28 protein-coding genes and 2 pseudogenes are annotated in these 24,669 nt (G+C 73.6%); 14 read left to right on the top strand and 16 right to left on the bottom strand.

Going from position 1 to position 24,669, the window contains the following annotated elements:
- Positions 1 to 54: 54 nt before the first annotated feature.
- Entirely contained in the window at positions 55 to 558 is a 504-nt protein-coding gene (locus ACQP04_RS04035) for a GNAT family N-acetyltransferase (protein ID WP_433505719.1), read from the bottom strand.
- Positions 559 to 888: 330 nt separating this feature from the next.
- Between ACQP04_RS04035 and ACQP04_RS04030 the strand changes: the two genes are divergently transcribed.
- The 5 genes and pseudogenes from ACQP04_RS04030 (at position 889) to ACQP04_RS04010 (ending at position 2,853) form a co-directional block, all read left to right on the top strand.
- The gene (locus ACQP04_RS04030; protein ID WP_433505718.1) at positions 889 to 1,218 is read left to right on the top strand and encodes a hypothetical protein; all 330 of its coding nucleotides are present in this window, start codon (positions 889 to 891) and stop codon (positions 1,216 to 1,218) included.
- 180 nt (positions 1,219 to 1,398) lie between these two features.
- Positions 1,399 to 1,674: pseudogene (locus tag ACQP04_RS04025) on the top strand (PepSY domain-containing protein); the annotation flags it as partial.
- Between the two features lie 64 nt (positions 1,675 to 1,738).
- A pseudogene (locus tag ACQP04_RS04020) lies at positions 1,739 to 1,963 on the top strand (PepSY domain-containing protein); the annotation flags it as partial.
- Between the two features lie 118 nt (positions 1,964 to 2,081).
- The gene (locus ACQP04_RS04015; protein ID WP_433508529.1) at positions 2,082 to 2,300 is read left to right on the top strand and encodes a hypothetical protein; all 219 of its coding nucleotides are present in this window, start codon (positions 2,082 to 2,084) and stop codon (positions 2,298 to 2,300) included.
- 4 nt (positions 2,301 to 2,304) lie between these two features.
- Positions 2,305 to 2,853, top strand: a complete 549-nt coding sequence (locus ACQP04_RS04010; RefSeq protein WP_433505717.1) for a hypothetical protein — start codon at positions 2,305 to 2,307, stop codon at positions 2,851 to 2,853.
- Positions 2,854 to 2,954: 101 nt separating this feature from the next.
- On the opposite strand, the gene ACQP04_RS04005 is transcribed toward ACQP04_RS04010, so the two are convergent.
- The 4 genes from ACQP04_RS04005 to ACQP04_RS03990 form a co-directional block, all read right to left on the bottom strand.
- Positions 2,955 to 3,713 carry a hypothetical protein gene (locus tag ACQP04_RS04005; RefSeq protein ID WP_433505716.1) on the bottom strand — a complete coding sequence of 253 codons (759 nt, stop codon included), beginning with the start codon at positions 3,711 to 3,713 and terminating at the stop codon, positions 2,955 to 2,957.
- Entirely contained in the window at positions 3,710 to 4,615 is a 906-nt protein-coding gene (locus ACQP04_RS04000) for an ABC transporter ATP-binding protein (protein ID WP_433505715.1), read from the bottom strand. Before ACQP04_RS04000 ends, ACQP04_RS04005 begins: the two co-directional genes overlap by 4 nt.
- Positions 4,612 to 4,971 (bottom strand): GntR family transcriptional regulator, encoded by a 360-nt coding sequence (locus ACQP04_RS03995; RefSeq protein ID WP_232873306.1) that lies wholly within the window; start codon positions 4,969 to 4,971, stop codon positions 4,612 to 4,614. The genes ACQP04_RS04000 and ACQP04_RS03995 overlap by 4 nt, the downstream gene beginning before the upstream one ends.
- 197 nt (positions 4,972 to 5,168) lie before the next feature.
- Positions 5,169 to 5,459, bottom strand: a complete 291-nt coding sequence (locus tag ACQP04_RS03990; RefSeq protein WP_433505714.1) for a Dabb family protein — start codon at positions 5,457 to 5,459, stop codon at positions 5,169 to 5,171.
- A 165-nt stretch (positions 5,460 to 5,624) separates the two neighbouring features.
- On the opposite strand from ACQP04_RS03990, the gene ACQP04_RS03985 reads away from it, so the two are divergent.
- Positions 5,625 to 6,944 (top strand): acyltransferase family protein, encoded by a 1,320-nt coding sequence (locus ACQP04_RS03985; protein ID WP_433505713.1) that lies wholly within the window; start codon positions 5,625 to 5,627, stop codon positions 6,942 to 6,944.
- On the opposite strand, the gene ACQP04_RS03980 is transcribed toward ACQP04_RS03985, so the two are convergent.
- From ACQP04_RS03980 to ACQP04_RS03965, 4 genes are all read right to left on the bottom strand, one after another.
- A complete protein-coding gene (locus tag ACQP04_RS03980; RefSeq protein WP_433505712.1) occupies positions 6,892 to 7,662 on the bottom strand; it encodes an ANTAR domain-containing protein in 771 nt (256 codons plus the stop codon). The genes ACQP04_RS03985 and ACQP04_RS03980 overlap by 53 nt on opposite strands.
- 62 nt (positions 7,663 to 7,724) lie before the next feature.
- On the bottom strand, positions 7,725 to 8,351 hold the full coding sequence (locus tag ACQP04_RS03975; RefSeq protein ID WP_433505711.1) for a DedA family protein: 627 nt from the start codon (positions 8,349 to 8,351) through the stop codon (positions 7,725 to 7,727).
- Positions 8,352 to 8,468: 117 nt separating this feature from the next.
- Positions 8,469 to 10,622, bottom strand: a complete 2,154-nt coding sequence (locus ACQP04_RS03970) for a 3-hydroxyacyl-CoA dehydrogenase NAD-binding domain-containing protein (RefSeq protein ID WP_433505710.1) — start codon at positions 10,620 to 10,622, stop codon at positions 8,469 to 8,471.
- 14 nt (positions 10,623 to 10,636) lie between these two features.
- Positions 10,637 to 11,857, bottom strand: a complete 1,221-nt coding sequence (locus ACQP04_RS03965; RefSeq protein WP_433505709.1) for an acetyl-CoA C-acetyltransferase — start codon at positions 11,855 to 11,857, stop codon at positions 10,637 to 10,639.
- A 126-nt stretch (positions 11,858 to 11,983) separates the two neighbouring features.
- On the opposite strand from ACQP04_RS03965, the gene ACQP04_RS03960 reads away from it, so the two are divergent.
- The gene (locus ACQP04_RS03960; RefSeq protein ID WP_433505708.1) at positions 11,984 to 12,763 is read left to right on the top strand and encodes a MerR family transcriptional regulator; all 780 of its coding nucleotides are present in this window, start codon (positions 11,984 to 11,986) and stop codon (positions 12,761 to 12,763) included.
- A 90-nt stretch (positions 12,764 to 12,853) separates the two neighbouring features.
- Positions 12,854 to 13,381 carry a potassium channel family protein gene (locus ACQP04_RS03955; RefSeq protein ID WP_433505707.1) on the top strand — a complete coding sequence of 176 codons (528 nt, stop codon included), beginning with the start codon at positions 12,854 to 12,856 and terminating at the stop codon, positions 13,379 to 13,381.
- Between the two features lie 9 nt (positions 13,382 to 13,390).
- Here the strand turns inward: ACQP04_RS03955 and ACQP04_RS03950 are convergent, their stop codons facing one another.
- The 3 genes from ACQP04_RS03950 to ACQP04_RS03940 are packed head-to-tail and all read right to left on the bottom strand — an operon-like array spanning position 13,391 to position 15,889.
- Complete coding sequence (locus tag ACQP04_RS03950; RefSeq protein WP_433505706.1) at positions 13,391 to 13,720, bottom strand: hypothetical protein; 330 nt, start codon at positions 13,718 to 13,720, stop codon at positions 13,391 to 13,393.
- 54 nt (positions 13,721 to 13,774) lie between these two features.
- Positions 13,775 to 14,056 (bottom strand): hypothetical protein, encoded by a 282-nt coding sequence (locus ACQP04_RS03945; protein ID WP_433505705.1) that lies wholly within the window; start codon positions 14,054 to 14,056, stop codon positions 13,775 to 13,777.
- Positions 14,057 to 14,068: 12 nt separating this feature from the next.
- Entirely contained in the window at positions 14,069 to 15,889 is a 1,821-nt protein-coding gene (locus ACQP04_RS03940; RefSeq protein ID WP_433505704.1) for a glycoside hydrolase family 15 protein, read from the bottom strand.
- 105 nt (positions 15,890 to 15,994) lie between these two features.
- Here ACQP04_RS03940 and ACQP04_RS03935 point away from each other — a divergent pair, with 105 nt between their 5' ends.
- The 5 genes from ACQP04_RS03935 (at position 15,995) to ACQP04_RS03915 (ending at position 19,945) form a co-directional block, all read left to right on the top strand.
- The gene (locus tag ACQP04_RS03935; RefSeq protein ID WP_433505703.1) at positions 15,995 to 16,399 is read left to right on the top strand and encodes an acyl-CoA thioesterase; all 405 of its coding nucleotides are present in this window, start codon (positions 15,995 to 15,997) and stop codon (positions 16,397 to 16,399) included.
- Positions 16,400 to 16,442: 43 nt separating this feature from the next.
- Positions 16,443 to 17,114 (top strand): MerR family transcriptional regulator, encoded by a 672-nt coding sequence (locus ACQP04_RS03930; RefSeq protein WP_433505702.1) that lies wholly within the window; start codon positions 16,443 to 16,445, stop codon positions 17,112 to 17,114.
- Positions 17,081 to 18,046 carry a hypothetical protein gene (locus ACQP04_RS03925; RefSeq protein WP_433505701.1) on the top strand — a complete coding sequence of 322 codons (966 nt, stop codon included), beginning with the start codon at positions 17,081 to 17,083 and terminating at the stop codon, positions 18,044 to 18,046. Before ACQP04_RS03930 ends, ACQP04_RS03925 begins: the two co-directional genes overlap by 34 nt.
- Positions 18,047 to 18,384: 338 nt before the next feature.
- Positions 18,385 to 18,960 (top strand): ClpP family protease, encoded by a 576-nt coding sequence (locus ACQP04_RS03920; protein WP_433508297.1) that lies wholly within the window; start codon positions 18,385 to 18,387, stop codon positions 18,958 to 18,960.
- Positions 18,961 to 19,354: 394 nt separating this feature from the next.
- Complete coding sequence (locus ACQP04_RS03915; RefSeq protein ID WP_433505700.1) at positions 19,355 to 19,945, top strand: class I SAM-dependent methyltransferase; 591 nt, start codon at positions 19,355 to 19,357, stop codon at positions 19,943 to 19,945.
- A gap of 173 nt (positions 19,946 to 20,118) precedes the next feature.
- Here ACQP04_RS03915 and ACQP04_RS03910 read toward each other — a convergent pair whose 3' ends face one another.
- The 3 genes from ACQP04_RS03910 to ACQP04_RS03900 are packed head-to-tail and all read right to left on the bottom strand — an operon-like array spanning position 20,119 to position 22,803.
- Positions 20,119 to 20,847: an SDR family NAD(P)-dependent oxidoreductase gene (locus tag ACQP04_RS03910; protein ID WP_037052135.1), complete on the bottom strand. Its 729-nt coding sequence runs from the start codon at positions 20,845 to 20,847 to the stop codon at positions 20,119 to 20,121.
- A 9-nt stretch (positions 20,848 to 20,856) separates the two neighbouring features.
- Positions 20,857 to 21,993 (bottom strand): acyl-CoA dehydrogenase family protein, encoded by a 1,137-nt coding sequence (locus tag ACQP04_RS03905; protein ID WP_433505699.1) that lies wholly within the window; start codon positions 21,991 to 21,993, stop codon positions 20,857 to 20,859.
- Between the two features lie 15 nt (positions 21,994 to 22,008).
- Positions 22,009 to 22,803, bottom strand: a complete 795-nt coding sequence (locus ACQP04_RS03900; protein WP_433505698.1) for an enoyl-CoA hydratase-related protein — start codon at positions 22,801 to 22,803, stop codon at positions 22,009 to 22,011.
- A gap of 67 nt (positions 22,804 to 22,870) precedes the next feature.
- On the opposite strand from ACQP04_RS03900, the gene ACQP04_RS03895 reads away from it, so the two are divergent.
- A complete protein-coding gene (locus tag ACQP04_RS03895; protein WP_433505697.1) occupies positions 22,871 to 23,458 on the top strand; it encodes a TetR/AcrR family transcriptional regulator in 588 nt (195 codons plus the stop codon).
- Here ACQP04_RS03895 and ACQP04_RS03890 read toward each other — a convergent pair.
- Positions 23,436 to 24,593 (bottom strand): hypothetical protein, encoded by a 1,158-nt coding sequence (locus tag ACQP04_RS03890; protein ID WP_433505696.1) that lies wholly within the window; start codon positions 24,591 to 24,593, stop codon positions 23,436 to 23,438. The genes ACQP04_RS03895 and ACQP04_RS03890 overlap by 23 nt on opposite strands.
- Between the last annotated feature and the right edge of the window lie 76 nt (positions 24,594 to 24,669).

Genomic DNA, 24,669 nt, shown 5'->3' with positions numbered 1-24,669 from the left:
CCGACAGGCCTACCCCGCGGACGGCGCGAGCACCACGGCCGCAGCCGAGTGACGTCAGCGCACCGGGCCCTGCCCGGCCACCTCGGCGACGCGCCCGCCGGGCAGGACCGCGTGCACCGCGTCGTCGCTCTCGACCAGCACCGCGCCCAGGTCCCGCAGCACCGCGACCGCGGCCACGTTGTCGGCGGTGGTCGCGGCGACCACCGGCCGCCCCCCGGCCCGCGCGACCAGCTCGCGGACGGCGGCGTGGCCGATCCCCCGCCCCCGGGCGCCGCGGGCGAGCCAGAGCCCGACCTCCAGGCCGTCGGCCACCGGCTCGAGCCGGCCCGCCCCCACCACGGTCTCCCCCTCGAGGATCACCCAGGTCCGCTCCACCGGCGCGACCGCGCCGACCGACCGGCTGCGGTGGAAGGTCAGGAAGGCGGCACGGGCCGCGTCGCTCCAGTCCGCGGCACCGGCGACCGGGGGCATGACCTCGGCCGGCTCGGCTCCCGCGACGGCGGCGTCGAGCAGGGCGACGAGCAGCGGCTCGTCGAGGGGACGAAGGGTGACGGACACGGCCTCGAGTCTGGGGGGCGGGCGGTCCGCGGTCGACCGAATTCGCGGTGAACGAACCGGATCGGGGCCCCGGACCGGCGACGACGGCGGCGGACCGTGAGCGCGACCACGGATGGGCGTCCTGCTCCCGGGTCCGGCTCGCCCGTATGGTCCAACGCAGACAGCGATCGGTTGTGCACGCTCGGTGATCGGCGCTGCCGCACGCCCCGAACGCCCCGAACGCCCCGAACGCCCGAACGCGACGGCCGTCCGCGGAGGTCCGGAGTGCTCCACCACGCCCACCGGTGCGGCCCGCGCCGTCCGGCGCCGTGCGGGCGGACCGCACGGACGGTGGCGGTCACGCTCACGGCGCTGGTCACCGCGATCGGCCTGCATGCCCACGGTCACGACGACGGCCTCGGCCCCGGGATCGTGCTCGTCGCCCACCTCGTGTCCGCCGCGGTCGCCGCGCCGTGGCTGCGCTGCGGCGAGCGCCGCGCCCTCGAGCTGTCCCGCCGCGCCCTCGCGGCCCTGTTCGCCCTGGTCACCGCCCTGGTCGGGCGGATCCTCCCGCGTCCTGCCGGACCGGTCGTCCGGCGCCCCGCCCCGGTCGCACCCCGCGTCCGGGGTGTGCGGCTGCGCCACGCGATCGTCCATCGCGGCCCACCGCTCGCCGCCTGAGCCGGCCGCCCGTCCTCCGCGGTCGACCACCCCCGCACGGATCCTGTCGCCGACGGGAGTCGCGGCGCCGCGCCGTAAGGCCCGGGCCGGATCCGCCCGTCCTCCCCGCCGTCGTCCCACCTTCCCCGGGGCCCGGCGGTGCCCCCGCACCCCCATGCGCCCTCCCACCCGGAGACCCCGATGTCGCTCGTGCCCGAACCCACCCCCGAGGGGACCGCCTCCCCACCGACCACACCTACTGCACCGCCCGCCCGGCGCTCGGCCTGGAAGGGCCTGGCGCGGCGGATGCGCTTCTACGCCGGGCTCCTCGTGGGCCCGTTCATCCTGGTCGCGACCGTGACCGGGGTGCTCTACGCGCTGGCCCCGCAGCTGGAGTCGTGGATCTACGACGAGCAGCTGCACGTCCCTGCCACCTCCCGGGAGCTGCCGCTCGCCGACCAGGTCGGGGCAGCGCTCGCCAGGAACCCGGCCGGCACGCTCGACGCCGTCCGCCCCGCCCCGAACCCCGGCGACACCACCCGTGCTCTTCACCCAGGAGGGCCTCGGGGAGTCCGAGCGCTGGACCGTCTTCGTCGACCCCGGCGCCGCGGAGGTCCGGGGCGAGCTCGTCACCTACGGCACCAGCGGCGTCCTGCCGCTCCGGACGACCCTCGACCAGCTGCACCGCAACCTGCTGCTCGGCGAGCCGGGCCGGCTCTACTCCGAGCTCGCGGCCTCGTGGTTGTGGGTGGTCGCGCTCGGCGGGCTGGTGCTGTGGATCGCCCGCTGGCGCGCCCGGCGGGTCCGGCACGCGGCCGACCTGGTGCTGCCGGAGCGCGGGGTGAAGGGCCGGCGCCGGCTGCTCGGCTCCTGCTGGGCTACGCATGTGGTGGGTCCGGCGGCCCGGCGCCGGCCGCCCGGCCCCGCTCGTGGGGCGCGGGCAGTTCCGGAAGCTGAGCCAGCCCGTCGGCTTCGCGATCGTGCTGGTGGCGGTGGCGATCGGTTGGCTGGCCCCGCTGTTCGGCCTCAGCCTGCTCGCGTTCCTGCTGGTCGACGCCTGGCGGGGGTACCGCGCCGCGCAGCGGGAGGCCGCGGCAGGCTGACGCCGTGACAGTCGTGACGGTGACGGCCGGCGCCCTGCCCGACCTCGTCCGGGAGTCTCCTCCCGGGCCGGGCGGGTGCCGGCTCGTCACCGTCGACGGCTGGTCCGGCTCGGGGAAGAGTGCGCTCGCGGACCGGCTCGGCCTGGCCCTCGACGCCCCGGTCCTCTCGATCGAGGAGCTCTATCCCGGCTGGGACGGGCTCGCCGCCGCCATCCCGCTGGCCCGCGAGTGGATCGCCGAGCCGCTCTTCCGCGGCCGCGCCGCCTTCTGGTGGCCGTGGATCTGGGAGCGCGACGAGCGCTCGCCGGTCCCGCGGACCCAGCCGTGCGTGCCCGTGGTGGTGCTGGAGGGCTGCGGCTCGGGCGCGGCCGCGCTGCGCCCCTTCACCAGCACCGCGATCCGGGTGGACTGCCCGCCCGGGGAGCGGGAGCGCCGGCTGCACGCCCGCCCCGACTGGCCGGGCTACGCCCCGCACCGCGCCCGCTTCCTCGCCCAGGAGCACCGGTACTTCCCCACCGCCCCTGAGCCCGACGTCGTCGTCCGGACCTGGTGACGACCGTCGTCCCGGGAACGCCGGAGGCCGCCGCCCCGGACCCCCCGTCCGGGACGACGACCTCCCGCTCCCCCCTCGGCGGTCCCCCACCGCCGCGTGCGCTACACCGAGGCGCGGCGCAGGAACAGGTAGGCGGCACAGGCCGCCAGGACCGCGACGATCGCCGGGTATCCGGCGAACAGCACCGCCGCGGGCGTGTCGCCGAGGAACCGGCCCACCGCAGGCCACGCCTCCTGCCAGGTGACGAGCACCGCGGCCACGCCGGCGAGCAGCAGCAGCCCCACCGACGCGACCCACATCCCGAGCTGGCCGAACCGCTTGAGGATCGTGCCCGCCAGGATGCTCACGAAGGAGAAGAACACGAAGGGCACCGTGTAGACCAGCCACTGCAGCGCCCAGTTCTCCTGCGTCAGGAACGGGATGCCGAAGAAGTGCAGCCCCATCCCCCAGCCGCCGGTGACCTGCTCGAGCGCGAGCAGCAGTGTCAGCAGGAGGCCCTGCACCGCGGACTGCGCCAGGACGAACAGCGCCGTGCCGGTGAAGAAGTCGCGGCGGGTCACCGAGAGCCCGAGGGCGAACGGGAAGACCTGCGTCATGGTCACCAGGTGGGCGACGATCACGAAGATGTAGATCGACAGGAGCCCGCCGGTCACCTTCGGCTCCCCGGCCGGCGGATCCGGGACCAGCGCGAAGATCACCAGGTTGATCGCGAAGGCGATACCCAAGATCAGCCACGGCATGCCCAGCTGCACCGGCAGGTTGACCAGCTGCATCCGCGCCACGGCGAGCGGACGGCGGCGCCGGCCCGGCGAGTCCAGGGCGGCGGGGACGGAGTCGAGTGCGGCGGTCGGGGTCGTCATCGCGTGGCCACCTCCCGGCCGTCGTGGTTCTCGCGCCGGGGTTCCGTCGCGAGCTGGGTCGTGCGGACCACGAGCTGCTGCAGCGAGACGGGCTCGAACTCCAGCCCCTCGGAGCGCAGCCGGGTGTCGGGGTCGGCGCCCTCGAGCGTCACCCGCAGGAAACCCCCCAGCTCCTCGCGGTGCAGCTCGGTGTGCCCCTCGGCGAAGGCCTTCACCGCGGCCGCCGGCCCGGTGACCGTGACGGCCCGGCCGCGCAGCACGTCGGCGTCCTCGTCCATCAGGATCCGGCCCCTGTCGATCAGCACGACGTGCTCGATCAGGTCGGAGACCTCGTCGATCAGGTGCGTGCTCAGCACGATCGTCCGCGGGTGCGCGGCGTAGTCGGCGAGCAGGCGGTCGTAGAACAGCTGCCGCGCGACCGCGTCGAGGCCCAGGTAGGGCTCGTCGAAGAAGGTCAGCGGCGCCCGCGAGGCCAGCCCGATGATCACCCCGACGGCCGAGAGCTGGCCGCGCGAGAGCTTCTTGATCATCTGCTTCGGGCGCAGGTGGAACTCCTCGACAAGCGACGCGGCGAAGCCGGCGTCCCAGTTCGGGTAGAGCATCCCCGCCGTGCGCAGTGCGTCGCCCACTCGGAAGTTGTCCGGGTACTTCTGCGCCTCCCGGATGAAGCAGACCCGGTCGAGCACGGTCGGGTTCTCGTACGGGTGCAGGCCGAAGACCTCGACCTCGCCCGCCGTCTCGAAGCCCTGCCCGGTCAGGATCTGCATGATGGTGGTCTTGCCGGCACCGTTGCGGCCGAGCAGGCCGTGGACGGTGTTCTCCCTGAGCTCGAGGTTCACGTCGTCGAGCGCGGTGAAGCCGCCGTAGCGCTTCACGACCCCGCGCATCCGCACCGCCGTCATTCGTCGTCCCCCCAGACGTCGATCATCTTCTTGATCTGCTCGGCGTCCATCCCGAGCCTGCGGGCCTCCGCCAGCAGCGGCGCGACGAACTGCTTCGCGAACTCCTCGCGGCGTCGCTCCAGCAGCTGCGTGCGTGCGCCCGTGCTGACGAACATCCCGATCCCCCTCCGCTTGTACAGCACCCCGTCGGCGACGAGCTGGTTCACGCCCTTCGCGGCCGTCGCCGGGTTGATCCGGTGGAACGCGGCCAGCTCGTTGGTCGACGGGACCTGGCCCTCCTCCGGCAGCGAGCCGTCGATGATCGACGCCTCGATCTGCTCCGCGATCTGGAGGAAGAGGGGCCGCCCGTCGTCGATCACGGCGACCGCCCCGCCCTGTCCCAGTCCGTTGGTTCATTACTCATGTAAGTAACCATGCAGCCACTGAGGTAGTGCTGTCAAGCGGACAGGCGGAAGTGCCGGACCCGCAGGGATGCCCGAGGAGGCCCGGAGCAGGGCTCGGAGCGTCGTGAGTGGCGATGGTTGCTGGCGCAGCTGTCGCCACTCACACGGCGTCAGAGGCGGAACTGGATGCGGGAGATGCTCTCCGAGATCGGGACGAAGAGCTCGCGCCGGATCCGGTTGTGCTCGGCGTCCCGGTCGTAGATCCGGTACGCCTCCTCGTCGTCGAGGTCGACGGTGAGGGCGTAGGAGGCGTTGCCCTCCCGCAGCCCCAGGTCGACGCCCACCACCATGCGCAGCTCGACGCCCTCGACCCGCAGGTCGAGCAGGGCCTGCAGGGCCTTCTCGATCTCCTCGCGCGGCACGCCGGGCTTGACCGTCCCCACCACCACGTTGCGAATCACGGAGGTCAGGCTGTCACACCGCGCCACCGGCCGCCGCCGACGGCGTGACGGGTGGGGCTGTCCCCACCCCGGCCGGCCGGGTGGGCCGTCGGGGAAGACACCGGCTGACCCCGCTGATCATGCGGCCCCGTCCGGCGAGGCTCGGTGACGGACGAAGGGGGACCGATGGCCGTCATCGAGGGGCACCGGAGCACGGCGTCCGGCCGCGGGGACGCGGGCCGGGACGTGCTGCTCGACCTGGTGCGCAGCGGCGCGATCGCGCTGGTGGTGCTGCAGCACTGGCTCATGCCGGTGGTGACGTGGGACGGCGCCGAGGTGCGCGCGGGCAACGCCCTGGCCGCGCCGGGCGCGTGGGCCTGGACGTGGATCGGGCAGGTCATGCCGCTGGTGTTCTTCGTCGCGGGCGCGGTCGGGGCACTGTCGTCGGGCCGCCGGCCCGACCCACGGGCGTGGGTGACGGCCCGGGTGCAACGCCTGGTGCTGCCGGTGTTCGCGCTGCTCGCGGTCTGGGTGCCGCTGCCGGCGCTGCTGGTCGCGGCCGGGCTGCCGACCCAGCCGGTGGACCTCGCCGCCGGGGTGGTGCCGCAGCTGTTGTGGTTCCTCGTGGTGCAGCTGGTCCTGGTCGCGCTGACGCCGCTGATGGTCGCCGCACACGCCCGGTTCGGGCTCGCGGTGCTGGTGCCGCTGGTGGCCGGCGCCGCCGCGGTCGACGCCCTGCGCTTCGCGGGCGTGCCCGTCGTCGGGTTCGTCAACGCCGTGCTGGTGTGGGTCGCGGTGCATCAGCTCGGCATCGCCTACGCCGAGGGCCGGTTCGCCGGGCTGACCGGGGCGCGGGCCGCCGGCGTCGGTGCCGCCGGGCTCGCGGCCACCGCCGCGCTGGTCCTCGCGGGCCCCTACCCGGCCAGCATGATCGGGATGCCCGGCGCGCCCGTGTCGAACATGAGCCCGCCGACCCTGTGCCTGGTCACCCTGGCCGTGTTCCAGCTCGGTGCCCTGCTCGCGCTGCGCCCGCTGCTGGTCCGCGCCGCGGCCGCGCCGCGGGTCGCCCGGACGCTGGCGCTGCTCGCCCCGCGCACCATGACGGTGTTCCTCTGGCACATGTCCGCGCTGGTCGCGGTGCTGGGCGTGCTGACCCTGGCGTTCGGCCGGTCCACCCCGGAACCGTGGAGCGCCGGCTGGCTGCTCGGCGCCCCGGTCTGGGTGGCCGCGCTGCTGACGGTGCTGTGCGGGCTGGTCCGCCTCGCCGGCCGTCTGGAGACGCGGTCGACGCGCCGCCCGGCCGCCGGGTCCGCGGCCTCCCTGTGGACCGGGACGGCGCTCTGCGCGACGGGCCTGCTCGGCCTCGCGGCCCGCGGGTTCGACGCCGGGGTGGTCGAGCCGCTGGCCTGGTCGGCGGCCGTGGTGCTGGGCTACCTGCTCATGACGGGCCGGCTCACAGCTCCGACCGGCGGCTGGCGAGCGTCTCGGCGACCTGCGCGAGCTTGACGTTGAGCGCCTGCGAGGTGCGCCGCAGGATGTCGAAGGCCTCCTCGGCGGAGATGCCGCGGCGCTCCATCAGGATCCCCTTGGCCTGGCCGATCACGTCCCGGCTCTGCAGCGCCCGGCGCAGCTGCGCGGTCTCCAGGTCCGCCGCCGCACAGGCCTGGGTGGCGGCCAGCGCGGTCGACGCGTGTGCGGCCAGCACCAGCGCCACGTCCCGCTCGGCCACGTCCAGCCCGCCGGCGTCCCGCGAGTAGAGGTTCAGCGCACCCATCCGCGGGGCGTCGCCCTCGGGGAACAGGCCGACGGCCAGGACGGCACGCACGCCGAGCGCGGCGGCGGCCGGGCCCCACCGGGGGAACTCCCGCGAGTCGGCGAGGTCGGCCACGTGCACCAGGCCCATCCCCTCGCGCCGGGTGGCGGCCACGCACGGGCCCTCGTCGAGCCGGTACTGCAGCCCGTCGAGCCGGGTGGCCAGCTCCTCGGTCTCGACGGGGGTGTGGAAGCCGCGCTCCGGGTCGCGCAGCGTGACGCTCACCAGGTCGGCCCCGGGGACCACGGCCTTCGCCGACCGGATCACCCGGTCCAGCACGTCGCGCACGGTGCCCGCCTCGAGCAGGGCGGAGGCCAGCGCCACGAACTCGCCGGCCAGCGGCCCGACGGTCCGGTCGTCGGGCAAGGCGAAGCGCCGCCGGTCCTCCGCCCAGTCCTGCTCCGTGGTCACCGCTCACCCCTCCGCCGTCCGCCGGTGAGCGATCGTCGCCCGTCCCGCCCGCGGGGGCAACCTCACCGGGCGCGGTGTGCGCCACCCCGCCGGTTCCGGCCCCGCAGCCGGCGCACGACCAGCCAGACGAGCCCCACAACGCAGAGGAGCAGCATGACCTTGGAAACGGGCGCGAGATAGCCCTCGACCCGCTCCCAGTTCTCCCCCAGCAGCCAGCCCAGCCCGAGGAACACGGCGTTCCACACCCCGCTGCCGATGACCGTGAGCAGGGTGAACCGCCAGAGCGGCATCCGGGCGAGGCCGGCCGGGATGGAGACGACGCTGCGGATCAGCGGCACGCACCGCGCGAGCAGCACGATCGCACTGCCGTGCCTGGCGAACAGCGAGTACCCGCGCTCGAGGTCCTTGCGGCTGGACAGCACGAACCAGCGCTTGCCGGCGAGCTCGTAGAGCCGCTCGTAGCCCAGCCAGGCGCCCAGCCCGTAGAGCACCAGCGCCCCGGCGACGGACCCCGCGGTCGCGGCCGGCCAGACCCACAGGGCGTCGATCGCGCCGACCCGGGCGCGGAAGCCCGCGAGCGGCAGGATCACCTCGGACGGGATCGGCGGGATCACGTTCTCGAGGAAGATCAGGAGCCCCACCCCGGCGGCTCCGAGGCGGTCGACGATCGAGAACACCCAGTCGGCCACCTACCCAGGGTGCCCGATTTGCCTGAAAATAAGCTGAGCCACGAGGCACGAGCGGCGCTTTCGCGCACTAGGTGTGAGCGAAAGCGCCGTTCGCCGGTGCTTCTGACTACGGCGCGATCAGGCCGCGGCGGCCTCCTGGGCGCGCTTGCGCAGGGACTCCGGGACCTCGAAGCGCGGGCCGTACTTGGCCGCGAACTCGTCCGCCCGCTTCACGAAGCCGACGACCCCGCCCGGGTAGCCCTCGATGTACTGCATCACGCCGCCGGTCCAGGCCGGGAAGCCGATGCCGAAGATCGAGCCGATGTTGGCGTCGGGCACGGTCTCGAGCACGCCCTCGTCGAAGCAGCGCACGGTCTCGAGGGACTCGATCACCAGCATGCGCTCGGAGAGCTCCTGCAGGTCCACCTCGTGGTTCGTGGCCCCGAACTGCTCCCGCAGGCCCGGCCACAGCCGGACGCGCCTGCCCTCGGCGTACTCGTAGAACCCGGCGCCGGAGCTCTTCCCCTTCCGGCCGAACTCGTCGACCATTCGGTCCACGATCTCGTCGGCCGGGTGCGGGACCCAGGAGTCGCCGGCGGCCGCCTGCGTCTCCTTGCGGATCTTCTGCGGCAGGGTGAGCGTGAGCTCGTCCATCAGCTGCAGGACGGGCGCGGGGTAGCCGGCCTGGGCCGACGCCTGCTCGATCGTCTGCGGGTCGATGCCCTCGGCGAGCATCGAGATGCCCTCGTTCACGAACGTCCCGATCACGCGGCTGGTGAAGAACCCGCGCGAGTCGTTGACGACGATCGGGGTCTTGCGGATCCCGAGGGTGACGTCGAACGCCTTCGCCAGCGTGGTGTCGGAGGTCCGCTCGCCCTTGATGATCTCGACCAGCGGCATCTTGTCCACCGGCGAGAAGAAGTGCAGGCCGATGAAGTCCCCGGGCCGGTCGATGCCCGCCGCCAGCTCGGTGATCGGCAGCGTGGAGGTGTTCGAGCAGAGCAGCGCGTCCGGCTCGACCACCTTCATGGCCTCGCGGAAGACCTCCTGCTTGAGCTCCACCGACTCGAAGACGGCCTCGATGACGATGTCGCAGCCCGCGAGGTCGTTGTAGTCGGCGGTCGGGGTGATGCGCTGGAGCAGCGCCTCCCCCTTCTCCAGGGTCACCTTGCCGCGCTTGACGCCCTTCGCGACCAGTCCCTCGGAGTAGCCCTTGCCCTTCTCGGCCGCCTCCAGCGAGACGTCCTTGAGCACGACCTCCCAGCCGGCCTGGGCGCAGACGTAGGCGATGCCCGCGCCCATCATTCCGGCACCGAGCACGGCGACCTTGCGCGGCGTGTACTTCTCGACCCCGTCCGGGCGGGACTTGCCGCCGTTGATCGCGTTGAGGTCGAAGAAGAACGCCTTGATCATGTTCTTCGACGTCTGGCCGACGACCAGGTCCACGAAGTAGCGGCTCTCGATCCGCAGCGCGGTGTCGAAGTCCACCTGGGCGCCCTCGACGGCCGCGGACAGGATGTTGCGCGGGGCCGGCATCGGCGCGCCCTTGAGCTGCTTGCGCAGGTTCGCCGGGAAGGCCGGCAGGATCGCGGCGAGCTTCGGGTTCGACGGGGTGCCGCCCGGGATCTTGTAGCCCGGGGTGTCCCACGGCTGCCTCGCCTCGGGGTTCGCGGCGATCCAGGCCTTGGCCTTGGTGATCGCCTCCTCCTTCGAGGCGGCGAGCTCGTGGATCACACCCAGCTCCAGGGCCTTCTCCGGCGTGAGCCGCTGGCCCTGCGCGAGCACGTTCATGAACCCGCCTGCGATGCCGAGCAGCCGGGTGATGCGGGTGACGCCGCCGCCGCCGGGCAGCAGCCCCAGGGTGACCTCGGGCAGGCCGTAGACCACGCCCTTCGCGTCGAGCCCGATCCGGTGGTGGCAGGCCAGCCCGATCTCCAGGCCGCCGCCGAGCGCGGTGCCGTTCATCGCCGCGACGACGGGCCGGGCGAGCTTCTCCAGCCGGCGCAGCTGCGCCTTGACCTCGGTGACGTTCTCGAACACCGCCGGGCCGTCGTCCGGCTTGGCCGAGATCAGGTCGTCGAGGTTGCCGCCGGCGAAGAAGGTCTTCTTGGCCGAGGTGATCACGACGCCGGTGATGTCGTCCTTCGCGGCCTCGAGCTCGGTGATCACCTCGCCCATGGCCTGCTTGTAGGCGTCGTTCATGGTGTTGGCGCTGGCGTTCGGGTCGTCCAGGGTGACGATCGCGACCCCGTCGGAGTCCTTCTCCCAGCGCACGGCCTTCTGGTCGGTCACTGCTGTCGTTCCCCTCAGACTCGCTCGATGATGGTCGCGATGCCCATGCCGCCGCCCACGCACAGCGTGGCGAGGCCGCGCTGCAGGTCCCGGCGCTCCAGCTCGTCGAGCAGGGTGCCGAGGATCATGGCGCCGGTGGCGCCCAGCGGGTGCCCCATGGCGATGGCGCCGCCGTTGACGTTGGTCTTGTCGTGCGGGATCTCCATGTCCCGCATGTAGCGCAGGGCCACGGCGGCGAACGCCTCGTTGATCTCGAACAGGTCGATGTCGTCGACCGTGAGGCCGGCCTTCGCGAGCGCCTTGCGGCTGGCCGGGGCGGGCCCGGTGAGCATGATCGTCGGGTCCGCGCCGGAGAGCGCGGTGGAGACGATCCGGGCGCGCGGCGTGAGGCCCGCGGCCTTGCCGGCCGCCTCGGTGCCGATCAGGCAGAGCGACGCGCCGTCGACGATGCCGGAGCTGTTGCCCGCGTGGTGCACGTGGTCGATCTTCTCGACCCAGTGGTAGCGCTGGAGCGCGACGGCGTCGAAGCCGCCCTCCTGGCCCATCATCTCGAACGACGGCTTGAGGCCCGCCAGGCTCTCCAGCGTCGCGCCGGCGCGGACGTGCTCGTCGCGGTCCAGCACGGTCAGCCCGTTGCGGTCCCTGACCGGCACGACGGACTTGGCGAAGTAGCCGTTGGCCCAGGCCTTGGCGGCGCGGGTCTGCGACTCGACGGCGAAGGTGTCGACGTCCTCGCGGGAGAAGCCCTCGAGCGTCGCGATCAGGTCGGCGCCGATGCCCTGCGGCACGAAGCCGGTGGTGTAGCTGGTGTCCGGGTCCATGGCCCAGGCGCCGCCGTCCGACCCCATCGGCACGCGGCTCATCGCCTCGACGCCACCGGCGAGGACCATCTCCTCCATGCCGGAGCGGATCTTCTGGGCGGCGGTGTTCACCGCCTCCAGGCCGGACGCGCAGAACCGGTTGAGCTGCACGCCGGCGACGGTGTGCGGCAGCCCCGCGGCGATGGCGGCGGTCTTGGCGATGTCACCGCCCTGGTCGCCGACCGGGGACACGACGCCGAGCACGACGTCGTCGATGACGTTCGGGTCCAGCTCCGGGTACCGGGCGCGGAGCTCCTGGATGAGGCCGATGACCAGGGAGACCGGCTTGACCTCGTGCAGGGAGCCGGAGGCCTTCCCGCGTCCCCGCGGGGTCCGGATCGCGTCGTAGACGTACGCCTCGGGGATCTCGCTCATGCGAACCCTCTCGTGAAGAAGTCTGCCCGGAGCGCAGGCGGTGGCGCCGCCCCGCGTCCGATCGTGACAGCAGAATTGTTACAGCAGGACTGTCACATGGGTCAACCCGTGCCGTAACCTGCCGCCATGGCAGCACCAGCGCCTGCGGGACCCGATCCCGAGCTCCTCACGGTCGACCAGCTGGCCGCCCGCACCGGCACCACGGTGCGGACGATCCGCTACTACGCAGGTCGCGGCCTCCTCCCGCCGCCGCAGCTGCGCGGGCGCACCGGGCTGTACGGGCCGGACCACGTCGCCCGGCTGCTCCTGGTCGCCGAGCTCTCCGACCTCGGGTTCACCCTGACGGCGATCGAGCGGCACCTCGAGCGGCTCCCCCACTCGGCCGGGCCGGAGGAGCTCGCGTTGCAGCTCGCGCTGCTCACGCCGTGGGCGCCCGAGCAGCTCGACGAGGTCGACCACGCCGGGCTGGAGGCCAGGGCCGGGCGTCGGCTCGACGAGGGGGCCGTCGACGAGCTGGTCGCCTACGGCGCCGTCGAGCCGGTGGGCGGGGACCGCTACCGGGTGCAGGGCCCGATCGCGCTCGGCGCGGGGCTCGACGCGCTGGACTTCGGGCTGCCGGCCGACTTCTGGCGCCGCTCCCGCGAGGTCATCGACCGGCACACCTCCGCGCTCGCCGACGACCTGATGACGCTGTTCCAGGAGGAGGTCCTGCAGCCGTACCGGGACGCGGGCCGCCCCGCCGAGCAGCGGTCCCGGCTGGCGGCGGCGCTCTCCCGGCTCAAGCCCGTCACGGTGCAGGGCGTGGTCACGGCGTTCGGGCGCGCGGTGAACCGGACGATCCGGGAGCGCTCCGAGCACCCGCCCGCGCGGCGCTCGCCGCAGACCGGGGCCACCTCCGGCGGGTGACCCGCCGCCCCGGATCCGCGGCGAGACTGGCCGCTCGCGCGGAGGGAGGCACCGGGTGGGAGGCGTGGGGCGACCGGCCGGACACGGCGGATGAACGGCCGCCCGGAGCGCCTCGGGTCCCGGCGGCGCCAGGCCGTGGCCTCGCTGACCCGCTCCGTGCTCACCACCGTGCTGCTGGTCGTCGTCTACTACCGGGCCCCCCTCGACCGGGGGATCAATCCGGGCACCCTGTTCTGGTTCGTGGCCGGCCTCGTCGCGCTCGCCCTCGCGGTCGTGTGGCAGACCCGGGCCATCATCCGGTCCGACGTGCCCCGGTTGCGCGCGGCCGAGACCGCGATGATCGGCCTGCCCGCACTCCTGCTGCTCTACGCGTCGGTCTACACGGTCATGTCCACCGCCGCGCCCGCCTCGTTCACACAGGGCATGAACCGCACGGACGCGTTGTACTTCACCATGACCGTCTTCGCGACGGTCGGGTTCGGCGACATCACGCCCGTCTCGGAGGTCGCCCGGATCGTCGTGACGACGCAGATGGTCACCGGACTGCTCGCCGTCGGCGTGGTGGCGAAGCTGCTGCTCGGCGCCGTGCAGCGGGCCACCACGAAGGACGGCGGGTGACGGGCGGCGTCAGGACCGCCGGACGCGCGGGCGGGCCGTCCGGCAGGACGGCAGCGCCGGGCCGGGTGTCGGCCCGGGCGCCGGGCGCGGCACCACCCGGGCGGGACGGGCCCGCGGCCTGACGACCGCCGCGGCCCGCGACCGGGGGTTCCGCGCCGCGCCGGGCGCGGGCCGGCGCGGCGCCGGGACGAGCAGGGCCGCCTCGAGCCGGGCGAGCAGCAGAACGGCCAGCATGAGCAGCACCGGCAGGCCGAGCGTGACCGCCAGCAGGACGAGCAGCACGTGGAACCCCCTCCCGGCGCGGCCGTCCCACGCGGCGGCCGCACCTCCCCCAGGCACGGTCCATCGTCCGGCCCCGCCGACCGGTCGCATCACCTCGCGCAGGTGATCCCGTCAGGCCGTCACCCTCCTCCCCCGACGGCCGTAGCGCCGGCTGCCGGCGTACCCCGACAGGTCGATCAGGAAGGCGAGGGCCAGCCAGACGGCGTCGAACCCGTGGATCCCGCCGGGCGCGACGAGGACGTAGATCAGCGTCGTGAGCGGCAGGAACACGATGCCGAGGATCGGCCACAGGACGGTGTCGAAGGTGGCGTTCCAGCGCACGGGGTCGACGAGCCACCACAGCACGTCGACGATCCGCGGCCCGAACAGCAGCAGTCCGACGAACAGGCACACGGTGTCCTCCCCTCAGCGCCGGCGGTCCAGCGCGGCGTCGAGCGTGGTGGCCGCGTCGATCAGCGCGAGGTGGGTGAACGCCTGCGGGAAGTTGCCGATCTGCTCACCGGTGAGGGCGATCTCCTCGGAGTAGAGGCCCAGGTGGTTGGCGTAGGTCAGCATCTTCTCGAACGCCTGCCGCGCCTGGTCGAGCCGCCCCGCCCGGGCGAGCGCGTCGACCCAGGCGAAGGAGCACAACGAGAACGTGCCCTCGGAGCCGCGCAGCCCGTCCGGCGAGGCGGCCGGGTCGTAGCGGTACACCAGGCTGTCGGTGACCAGCTCGGCCTCCATCGCGTCGAGCGTGGAGATCCACATCGGGTCCTCCGGCGTGATGAAGCCGACGGTCGCCATGCGCAGCAGGGAGGAGTCGAGGACCTCCGTGTCGTAGTGCTGCACGAACGCGCCGCGGCGGGCGTTCCAGCCGCGCTCCATGACCTGGCGGTAGATCCGGTCCCGCTCCTCGCGCCAGCGCTCCAGCGGCGCCGGGCGGCCGGACTCGATCGCCTGCCGGATGCCGCGGTCGAGCGCGACCCACCCCATCACGCGGCCGTAGGTGAAGGACTGCCGGCCGCCGCGGGTCTCCCAGATCCCCTCCTCCGGCTGGTCCCAGTGCTCACAGAGCCAGTCGAGGACCTCGGTCATCGCCTGCCATCCGCGGTGCGGGGCACGGATCCCGGCCCGGTCCAGCGCCGCGATGCTGTCCGCGGCCTCGCCGTAGATGTCGAGCTGGAGCTGCTCGGCCGCGCCGTTGCCGATCCGGACGGGCGCCGAGCCGCGGTACCCGGACCAGTGCTCGAGGATCTCCTCCTTCAGGTCCGAGGAGCCGTCGACGCGGTACATGATGTTCAGCGGGCCGCCCTCGCCACCGACGCGCTCGCGCACCCGGTCGCCCAGCCACCCGCCGAACCGCGACGCCTCGTCGACGAAGCCCATCTTGAGCAGCGAGAACACCGAGAACGACGCGTCGCGCACCCAGGTGTAGCGGTAGTCCCAGTTGCGCTCGCCGCCGACCTGCTCGGGCAGCGCCGCGGTCGGGGCGGCGACCAGCCCGCCCGACGGGTCGTAGGTCAGCAGCTTCAAGGTGATCGCCGACCGGTTCACCATCTCCCGCCACCGCCCGCGGTACGTGGAGCGGGAGAGCCAGGTGTGCCAGAAGGCCACGGTGTCGTCGAAGAGCCGGTTGATCTCCTCGACCCTGATCTCGCGCGGCGGGTCCGTGGCGTCGGCCTCGAGCACCACCCCGCGCAGCTCGCCGGCGGCGAGCTCCAGGGTGAACCCGACGTCGCCCTCCTCGACCTCGACCTGCGCGATGCGCGGGTCCTCCGGCTCGCGGACGGGGCTCAGGGTCAACGTGAGCGCGTCGGTGGCGAACACCGCGCCCTGATCCGTGACCTCGGTCCGGTGGGCGCGCCGGCCGTAGTCGAAGCGCGGCGCGATGTGCCCCGCGAAGCGCATCCGCCCCCGCACGCAGCGCACCATCCGGACCAGCCGGCTCCCGCCGTCGTGCCGGCCCAGGACCGGCATGAAGTCGGCGACCTCGCCGACGCCGGACTCGGTGAAGAACCGCGTGACCAGCACGGCCGAGTCCGGGAAGTACATCTGCCGGGAGGTGTGCGGGTCGACCGGGGCCAGCCGGAAGTGGCCGCCGCGCTCGTCGTCGAGCAGGGCGCCGAACACGCTGGGCGAGTCGACGCGCGGGCAGCAGAACCAGTCGACCGTGCCCTCGGTACTGACCAGGGCGGACGTGTGGAGGTCGCCGATGAGTCCGTGGTCGGCGATCGCGGTCTCGGTCATGGGCTCCTCCTCGACGGCGCTGGTCGGGCCACCGTCGTCCGGCCGGGCGCGGTGCGGCATCACCCGCCGCGAACGATCCCCCTCGGGCACGCCTAGGCTCCGGGCGTGGCGACGGCGCAGGAGTACGTCCATCCGTGGCACGTCCGGTACCACGAGGTCGACCAGCAGGGCGTCGTCTTCAACTCCTGGTACCTCGCCTGGTTCGACGAGGCGATGTCCGGTTTCCTCGCCCATGCCGGGCTCGCCTACGCCGACCTGGTCGCCGCGGGGTACGACGTCCAGCTGGTGCGGTCGGAGATCGACTGGCGGGCCGGGGTCGGCTGGGGCGACCCGGTGGCGATCGCGGTGTCGGCCGGGCGGATCGGCACCACCAGCTTCGACCTGCGCTTCGAGGTGCGCCGCGGGGACGAGGTCACCTGCGTGGGTCGCACCGTCTACGTCGTGATCGCCACGGACGGCTCCGGCAAGCACCCGATCCCCGACCTGCTCCGCAAGGCGCTCGAGAAATAGTGGACAGCTCCGCTATCGGATAGTTATAGTATCGGTCGTGCGCATGGCCGAGCTGAGCCGCGTGACCGGGGTGCCGGTCGCGACGATCAAGTACTACCTCCGCGAGGGGCTCCTCCCCCGGGGGGAGGTCACGACGTCGCCGAACCAGGCGCGGTACGGCGAGGAGCACGTCCGCAGGCTCGCGCTCGTCCGGTCGCTGGTCGAGGTCGGCGGCCTGTCGATCGCCGCGGTGCGGGCCGTCCTCGCCGCGATCGACGACCCGGCCGTCCCGCTGCACGACACCCTCGGCCTCACCATCGACGCCGCCGACGCGCCCGCGCCTGCCGTCGACGACCCCCTGCACGCGGCCGCCGCCGCACGGCTCGACGCGATCGTCGCGGAGCGGGGCTGGCGGCTCTCGCCGGACCCGCTGGCCCGTCGGGCCGCGATCGACGTCCTCGCCACGATGCAGCGTGTGACCGGCGACCGGCTCACCGGCCTGGCCGACGTCTACGCCGAGGCCGCCGAACGGATCGCCGAGGCCGACCTCGACACGGTCACCGCCGTCGAGGACCCCGAGACCCGCGTGGAGACCGCGCTGGTCGGCACGGTCCTCGGCGAGCGGCTGCTCGCCGCCCTCCGCCGGCTCGCGCAGGAGCACGTGTCCGCCCAACGGTTCCCACCGCCCTCCCGGGAGACGCCATGCCCGCCACCACGGGATCCGTCCCGTCCCTGACCCTCCGCCGCGCCCTCGGCTGGCACCGGCCGCTGATGGTGCTCGCCGTCGCGATGGCCGCGCTGAGCGTCGTCGGCCTCGTCGGGCTCGTCGCCGACGACCGGGTGCTCACCGGGCTGCCGATCTGGGCCAAGCCCACCAAGTTCGCCCTCTCGACCCTGATCTACGCCGTGACCTGGGCCTGGCTCGTCGCCCTCGTCCGCGAGCACCGGCCCGAGGCGGCCCGGTGGACGCACCGGGCCGGCACCGTCGCCGCGGTGCTGCTCGGGGTGGAGCTGGTGATCATCGTCCTGCAGGTCGTGCGGGGCACCACCAGCCACTTCAACCGCACGACCCCGCTCAACTCGACCCTCTTCACGATCATGGCCGTCTCGATCGTCGCCGTGTGGCTCGCCTCGCTGTACGCCGCGGCCCAGCTCTACCGGGTCCGCGGGCTCGAATCCGCCCGTGGCCGGGCGGTCCGTGCCGGCGCAGTGCTCGCCGTCGTCGGGATGGGGCTGGGGGTCCTGATGACGTTGCCGGGGATCGCCGGGCCCACCGCCGCGGCCGGGATCACCGGGGCGCACACCGTCGGGCTGGCCGACGGCGGGGCGGGCCTGCCGCTGCTCGGCTGGAGCACCGAGGCCGGCGACCTGCGGATCCCGCACTTCGTGGGCATGCACGCACTGCAGGTGCTCCCGCTCGTGCTCGTCGGGTTGGAGCTGCTGGCCGCGCGGGTCGCGGTGCTGCGGTCCGTCGACGTCCGGGCCGGGGTGATCGGGGTCGCCGCGGCCACCTACGCCGGGCTGCTCGCGGTCGTGACGTGGCAGGCGCTGCGGGGGCAGTCGCTGATCGCCCCCGACGCCGCGACCCTCGCGGTCACCGGCGCCGTCCTCGTCGGTGCGGCGGTGGGAGTGGTCGTGGTGCTGCGGCGGAGGCCGGTCGCGGTCTGACCGGGTGTCGACGGCGACGTAGGTGAACGCGTTGCCTGGATTCGTCGCCGGGGCGGCGCCGTGGTGGCGCAAGGGCCGTGCCGGCCGCGGGCCGACCGGGCCGGGCGTTCACGGTGGGCGAAAACCGCAGGTCCCGGATTCGCCGTGGGCGAAGCAGGGTTCCCGGTGGCCCGGCCGACCCTAGCGTCGGCCGGGTCAGGTCCCGCCGTCGTCGCACCGCGCTGCGGTCCGCGGCGTCGTCCCGCGAGGAGGCACCCGTGCCCGTCCCGATCCCGTCCCCGAACCCGCCGTTCCACCTGCCCGCCACGCCGTTGTCGGGCCCACTGTCCCCGGCCCGGATGAGCGCACCCGCCTCCGCGCCCGGCCTCGCCGACTCGGTGTTCGAGCGGCTGCTGACCCACCGGATCGTCGTCCTCGGGCAGGAGGTCGACGCCGACATCGCCAACCGCATCGCCGGCCAGATGCTGCTGCTCGCGGCCGAGGACTCCGAGGCGGACATCTCGCTCTACATCAACTCGCCCGGCGGCTCCGTGCACGACGGGCTCGCCGTCCTCGACACCATGCGGTTCATCCCGTGCGACGTCGCCACCTACGCGATGGGGCTGGCCGCGTCGATGGGCCAGGTCCTGCTGTCCGCCGGGACGCGCGGGAAGCGGTACGTGCTGCCGCACACGAAGGTGCTGATGCACCAGCCCTCGGCCGGGGTCGGGGGCGCGGAGACCGACATCCGGATCCGCGCGGAGCTGTTGCGGCGCAACAAGGAGGAGATCGCCCGGCTGATCGCGGAGCACACCGGCCAGACGGTCGAGCGGATCACCGAGGACTTCGACCGCGACCGCTGGTTCTCCGCCGAGGAAGCCCGTGCCTACGGCTTCGTCGACCACGTCGTGACGAGAGCGGGCGATGTGAGGTGAGGTGAGACCCGGGCGGAAGGTGAGGGGAGGTTCGGCGCGGAGGCGGGGCGGAGATGGGCCCGCGAGTCGCGCCGTGGCCCCCACGAGTCGCGCTGTCGCCTCCCGCGAGTCGCGAGCTCCGGCACCGCGAGTCGGGAGCTTTGGCACCGCGAGTCGGGAGCTTTGGCACCGCGAGTCGGGAGTTCTGGCACCGCGAGTCGGGAGCTTTGGCACCGCGAGTCGCGAGCTTTGACACCGCGAGTCGCGATCTCCGGCACCGCGAGTCGCAAGCTTTGACACCGCGAGTCGCGAGCTTTGGCACCGCGAGTCGGCACTTTCGGGTCGCGGAGTCGGCGATTCCGGGACACATGATCGTGGGCTTGCCGGAACCCGTGGGACCCGGCAGCGTCGGGGTGTGATCGAGGTCGTGCAGGAGTCGCTGGCCCTGCCGGGCGGCGAGATCGTCGTCGTGCGACCGGCACCCGGCATCGAGGTGCCGTTCGACGAGCTCGGCGACGAGCTGCTGCCCCCGCACTGGGCGGAGATCTGGCCGAGCGGGATCGCGTTGGCGCACGCTGCCGCCGCGATCCCGTCCGGAACGCGAGTGCTCGAGATCGGCTGCGGCCTCGGCCTCCCCGCCCTCGCGGCGGCGCGGGCGGGTGCCGACGTGCTCGCCACCGACCTGTCGTCGACCGCGATCGGCCTGGTCCGGCGCAGCGCCGAGCTGAACGACCTCGGGCTGCGGGCCGTGGCGCGCAGCTGGTCCGACCCGGCGTCAGCGCCCGTCGACCTGGTGCTCGGCGCCGACCTGCTCTACGGGCACCGCAACGTCGTCGAGCTGCTGGCGGTCCTCCCCCGGCTCGCGCGGGAGGTGTGGCTGACGGACCCCGGCCGACCGCTGGCCCCCGAGTTCCTCGCCGACGCCCGGGCGACCTGGACCGTCACCAGCCGGCCGACCGGGCAGGACGGGGTCACGCTCCACAGCCTGACCCGCGACACGACCTGACCCCGGGCCTCCCGACGTCGTACACTCGGTCGCCCGGAACTGCCGACTCGCGGTGCCGGAACTCCCGACTCGCGGTGCCGGAACTCCCGACTCGCGGTGCCAGAACTCCCGACTTGCGGTGCCGGAGCTCGCGACTCGCGGGAACCTTCACGTCGTGTCACGTGACGGGCCGCTCAGCTCATGGTCAGACCGCCGCTGACGCTGAGGGTCTGGCCGGTGATGTAGGCGGCGTCGGGCGAGGCGAAGAAGGCCACCGCGCCGGCGAGGTCGGTGGGCTGGGCGAGCCGCCGGAACGGGATCGCCCTGGTCAGGGACTCCCGCAGCTTCGGGTTGTCCCCGCCCATCGACGCGAACAGCGCGGTGTCGGTCGGGCCGGGGCACACGACGTTGGCGTTGATCCCGTGCCGGGCCGTCTCGCGCGCGACGGTCTTGGTGAAGGCGATGACCCCGCCCTTCGCCGCGGAGTACACGGCCTCGCCGGACGAGCCGACCCGCCCGGCGTCGGACGCGAGGTTGACCAGCGTGCCGCCGCCCTGCTCGATCATGATCGGCAGCACGGCCTTGCACGTGTGCAGGACGCCGTAGAGGTTGATCCGGATGACCGTGTCCCAGTCGGCCGGGTCGGAGTCGACGAACGGGCCGGCCTTGTCCCAGCCCGCGTTGTTGACCAGCACGTCGATCCGGCCGAACCGCTCCTGCACCTGCGCGACCATGGCGTTCACGGACTCGCGGTCGGTCACGTCGGCGCGGATCCCGACCCCGCCGACGGCCTCCCCGGTCTCCTTTGCCGTGGCCTCGTCGACGTCCGTGGCGACGACGGTGACGCCGTCGGCCGCGAGGCGCTCGGCGATGGCCCGGCCGATCCCGCGGCCGGCCCCGGTCACGATGGCGATCCTGGACACTGTTCCTCCTTACGGGGCGAGCTCGCGGCCGACCCGCTGCCGGGCGATCACGAGCTTCATGATCTGGGCGGTGCCGTCGCCGATCTGCAGGCCGAGCACGTCGTTCATGCGCTGCGCGAGCGGCAGCTCCGTGCGGTAGCCGTACTGGCCGTGCAGCAGCAGGCACTGCGTGACGGCGTCGTGGGCGACCTTCGGCGCCCACCACTTGCACTTGGCGGCCTCCGCGGTGTGCGGGAGGTCGTGGTCCTTGAGCCACAACGTCTTCAGGCAGAGCAGGCGGGCCGCGTCGAGCAGGGTCTCCGCCTCGGCGAGCGGGAACGCGACCCCCTGGTTCGTCGACAGCGGGCGGTCGAAGGCCTCGCGGCGGGTGACGTACTCCCACGTCTCGTCGAGCGTCTGTGCCGCACAGCCGAGGACCTGCAGGCCGATCAGCGCGCGGCTGAAGTCGAAGCCCCGCATCACCTGCGAGAAGCCGCGGCCCTCGGCGCCGATCAGGTGGTCGGCCGGGATCCGGACGCCGTCGAAGTGCGCCGCGCCCCGCCCGACCGCGGCCGTGCCCACGTCCGGGTACGGCTCGCGCGTCACGCCGGGCCGGTCCAGCGGCACGAGGAACGCGCTGATGTCGCGGCCCCGCTCCTGGGACGGCCCGGTCCGGGCGAAGACGACCACGGCCGCGGCGTCGGTGGCGAAGGACAGGGACTTGACGCCGTCGAGCACCCAGTCCGGCCCGTGGCGCCGGGCGGTCAGCCGGGGCGCCCCCGCGTCCGACCCGGCGTGCGGCTCGGTCAGCCCGATGCCGACGACCTCCTCGCCCGAGCAGATCCGCGGCACCCACTCGGCGCCCAGCGCCGGGGCGTCAACCGCGAGGATCTGCCCGACGAGCGAGCCCACCACCTGCAGGTACCCGACGCAGACGTCGCCGCGCCCGATCTCCTCGGTGACGAGCCCGGACGTGACCCGGTCCGTCCCGCGTCCGCCCAGCCCGGCGGGCAGCTCGGGGGCGATCAGGCCGGCGGCGCCGATCTCCTTGCGCAGCTCCGGCTCGATCCGCTCCCGTCCGCGGTAGGCCGGCAGCAGCGTCCCGACGGCGAGTGCGCGGGCCCGGTCGCGGAAGGACTCCTGCTCGGCGCTGAGCGAGAAGTCCACGGTCAGTGCTCCATCTCAGTGGGCCTGGTAGTACTTGGCGAACTCGGGCGGGCGCTTCTCGGCGAAGGCGCGGGCGCCCTCCATGCCCTCGTCCGACACCGCGAACAGGTCCAGGGCGGACATCGCCATGTTGGACAGCCCGGCGTGGTGGTCGGTGTCGGCGTTGAACGAGTGCTTGAGCACCCGGATCGCGGTCGGGCTCTTCTCGGCGACCTCGGCGGCCCAGGCCTTGGCCGTGTCCATCAGCTCGGCGGCGGGGACGATCACGTTGACCAGGCCCATCTCGAGCGCCTCCTGCGCCGAGTACTGCCGGCACCAGAACCAGATCTCGCGGGCCTTCTTCTCCCCGACCACGCGGGCGAGGTAGGCGGAGCCGAACCCGGCGTCGAACGAGCCGACCTTCGGCCCGCTCTGGCCGAAGCGGGCGGTGTCGGCGGCGATCGAGACGTCGCACAGCACGTGCAGCACGTGCCCGCCGCCGATCGCCAGCCCGTTGACGGCGGCGATCACGGGCTTCGGCACGTCCCGGATCAGCTTGTGCAGATAGCCGATCTCGAACATGCCGCTGTCGCTGGGCCCGTAGTCCCCGGTCTCGGCCCGCTGCTTCACGTCGCCGCCGGTGCAGAACGCCTTGTCCCCGGCCCCCGTGAGGATGATCGCCCGCACGTCGTGGTCCGCCCACGCGGCGCGGAACGCCCTGGTCAGCTCCTCGACGGTCTTCGCGCGGAAGGCGTTGTACCGGGCCGGGCGGTTCATCGTGATGACGGCGGTGGTGCCGTCGACCTCGTAAACGATGTCCTCGTAGGTCACGTCGACTCCCTCGTCTCGTTCGCCGACCACCGTGACAAACTTTGACTCTTGGGTCAAGATGTGAATCGTGAGTCAACGAGTGGCGCGCAAGCGCGGGCAACGGATGCGGGCGATCCTCACCGCCGCGGCCGAGCTCTTCGGCGAGCGCGGCTACGCAGGAGTGAGCCTCGAGGACGTGGCCGACCGGCTCGACGTCACGAAGGGTTCGCTCTACTACTACTTCGCGAGCAAGGACGAGCTGGTCACGGCCGCGATCGAGACCCTGGGCACGGACTGGACGGACCGCCTCGAGGCGCTGCCCGTCGCCGGGACGCCCACCGAGCGGCTGCGGGCGCTGCTCCGCGAGCACATCCGGATCGCGGTCCGCGAGTACCCGGCGGCGCTGCGCATGTTCCTGGTGCCGGACGAGTGGCCGGAGGAGCAGCGGTCCCGGATCACGGCCCTGCGCCGCCGGCACGACGCGGTGTTCCGCGCCGTCGTCGAGGAGGGGCTGCGGGGCGGCGCGTTCACCGTGGTCGCCGTGGACCCGACACTGCAGGCGATGCACGCCGCGATGTCGCAGGCGCCGGTCTGGGTGCGCGACGACCGCGGGATCGACCAGCTCGCCGACACCCTGATGATGCTGGTGGGGGTCAGCGCGGGAACTGCGGCATGAGCGTGCCGGCGCGGCGGCGCAGCCCGTCGATCGTCGCGATGTCGTCGTCGATGTCGGTGAGGTCCGCGGCCACCTTCTCCAGCCCCTCGACGGCGGACAGGGCGGAGCCCAGGCGGGAGTCGAGCTCGTCGTCCCGGCGGGTCAGCGCGGCCGTGACGGCCCGGCGCAGCTCCGCGTTGGCCGAGCGCGCGGCGTCCCGCGCCTGTTTGCCGACGGTCAGCTGGAACTCGTCGATCATCGTCCGGACCGCGGTGCGCACGTCCGCGCGGCGGCGGTCGAGGCCGCGCTTGCGCTCCCCGCTCAGCGCCGCGCCGCCCAGCCCGATCGCGCCCAGGCACGCGCCGGTGACCAGCATCCACACCGGCACGGCCACGCCGAGGAACCGGGTGAGCACGAAGGCCATCATGATCCCGCCGTACGAGGGCATGACCACGGTGAGCAGGCGGGCCGGGATCGGGGTCCGCCCGGCGTCGCCCGCGGGCGGCTCCTCGATCAGCGCGACGGTCTCGGCGCCCGGCGGGATCGGGATGTGCGGCATCGGCAGCCGCTCGGTCAGCTCGGTGCCCTCGGTCAGCCGGTCCGCGACGACCCGGACGCCGTAGTCCAGCTCCACCCGGAGCCGGTCCGCCTCGGCGGCGAGCCGGGCCCGGAACCGCCCCATGATGGCGGCCCGCTCCTTCCCCGGGTCGTGCTCGCCGATGTCCCGCTCGGTGTCCGCGAGCACCGCGCGGGTGCGCGTGCGAAGGGAGAACTCGACGTCCGAGCTCAGCCCTGCGAAGCCGTCGCCGAGGATCTGCGACCACTCCCGGGACACGGCCCGCAGCCGCGACGACCGCGTGCGCAGCGCCTTGAGCTCGGCGCGCAGCCGGGCGCCGCGGGCGGGGTCGGCCAGCGCGGCACGGCGGTAGCGCAGGTCCGAACGCAGCGAGTCGAGCGCCCGGACGAGCTCCTGCGAGGCCGCACGCATCGCGGCCACCCGGCGGCCGGCCGTCGTCGCGCCCGCCAGGTCGTCCCGGGCGGCGCGCAACCGGCGCGCCAGGTCCTCGCGGTCGTTGGCCTCCGCACCGGCGAGGGTGGTGCCGAGCAGGTCGAGCGCCTCGTCGACGGGGTTGCGGACGGGTTCCGGCGTGGCCACGACCGGGCTCCTCCTCGAGCGGGGCGGGCCGGGGAGGCCCGCGGGGAACGTGACGGACGGCCGGGGCGCGTGCGTG

This window comes from Pseudonocardia halophobica, from assembly GCF_050948485.1.
Taxonomy (GTDB): Bacteria; Actinomycetota; Actinomycetes; order Mycobacteriales; family Pseudonocardiaceae; genus Pseudonocardia; species Pseudonocardia halophobica.
The sequence above is the reverse complement of the archived record's forward strand: the minus strand, read 5'-3'. Positions and strand labels throughout refer to the sequence as shown.

What these genes read in the sequence shown, in the direction of transcription:
- ACQP04_RS03940 (WP_433505704.1), bottom strand. Translation starts at nt 15,889, where the DNA reads ATGACCGAGACCGCGATCGCCGACCACGGACTCATCGGCGACCTCCAC.
- ACQP04_RS03965 (WP_433505709.1), bottom strand. Translation starts at nt 11,857, where the DNA reads ATGAGCGAGATCCCCGAGGCGTACGTCTACGACGCGATCCGGACCCCG.
- ACQP04_RS03930 (WP_433505702.1), top strand. Translation starts at nt 16,443, where the DNA reads ATGGCCGAGCTGAGCCGCGTGACCGGGGTGCCGGTCGCGACGATCAAG.
- ACQP04_RS04000 (WP_433505715.1), bottom strand. Translation starts at nt 4,615, where the DNA reads ATGACGGCGGTGCGGATGCGCGGGGTCGTGAAGCGCTACGGCGGCTTC.
- ACQP04_RS04005 (WP_433505716.1), bottom strand. Translation starts at nt 3,713, where the DNA reads ATGACGACCCCGACCGCCGCACTCGACTCCGTCCCCGCCGCCCTGGAC.
- ACQP04_RS03925 (WP_433505701.1), top strand. Translation starts at nt 17,081, where the DNA reads ATGCCCGCCACCACGGGATCCGTCCCGTCCCTGACCCTCCGCCGCGCC.
- ACQP04_RS04015 (WP_433508529.1), top strand. Translation starts at nt 2,082, where the DNA reads ATGTGGTGGGTCCGGCGGCCCGGCGCCGGCCGCCCGGCCCCGCTCGTG.
- ACQP04_RS03955 (WP_433505707.1), top strand. Translation starts at nt 12,854, where the DNA reads ATGAACGGCCGCCCGGAGCGCCTCGGGTCCCGGCGGCGCCAGGCCGTG.
- ACQP04_RS03920 (WP_433508297.1), top strand. Translation starts at nt 18,385, where the DNA reads ATGAGCGCACCCGCCTCCGCGCCCGGCCTCGCCGACTCGGTGTTCGAG.
- ACQP04_RS03985 (WP_433505713.1), top strand. Translation starts at nt 5,625, where the DNA reads ATGGCCGTCATCGAGGGGCACCGGAGCACGGCGTCCGGCCGCGGGGAC.
- ACQP04_RS03960 (WP_433505708.1), top strand. Translation starts at nt 11,984, where the DNA reads ATGGCAGCACCAGCGCCTGCGGGACCCGATCCCGAGCTCCTCACGGTC.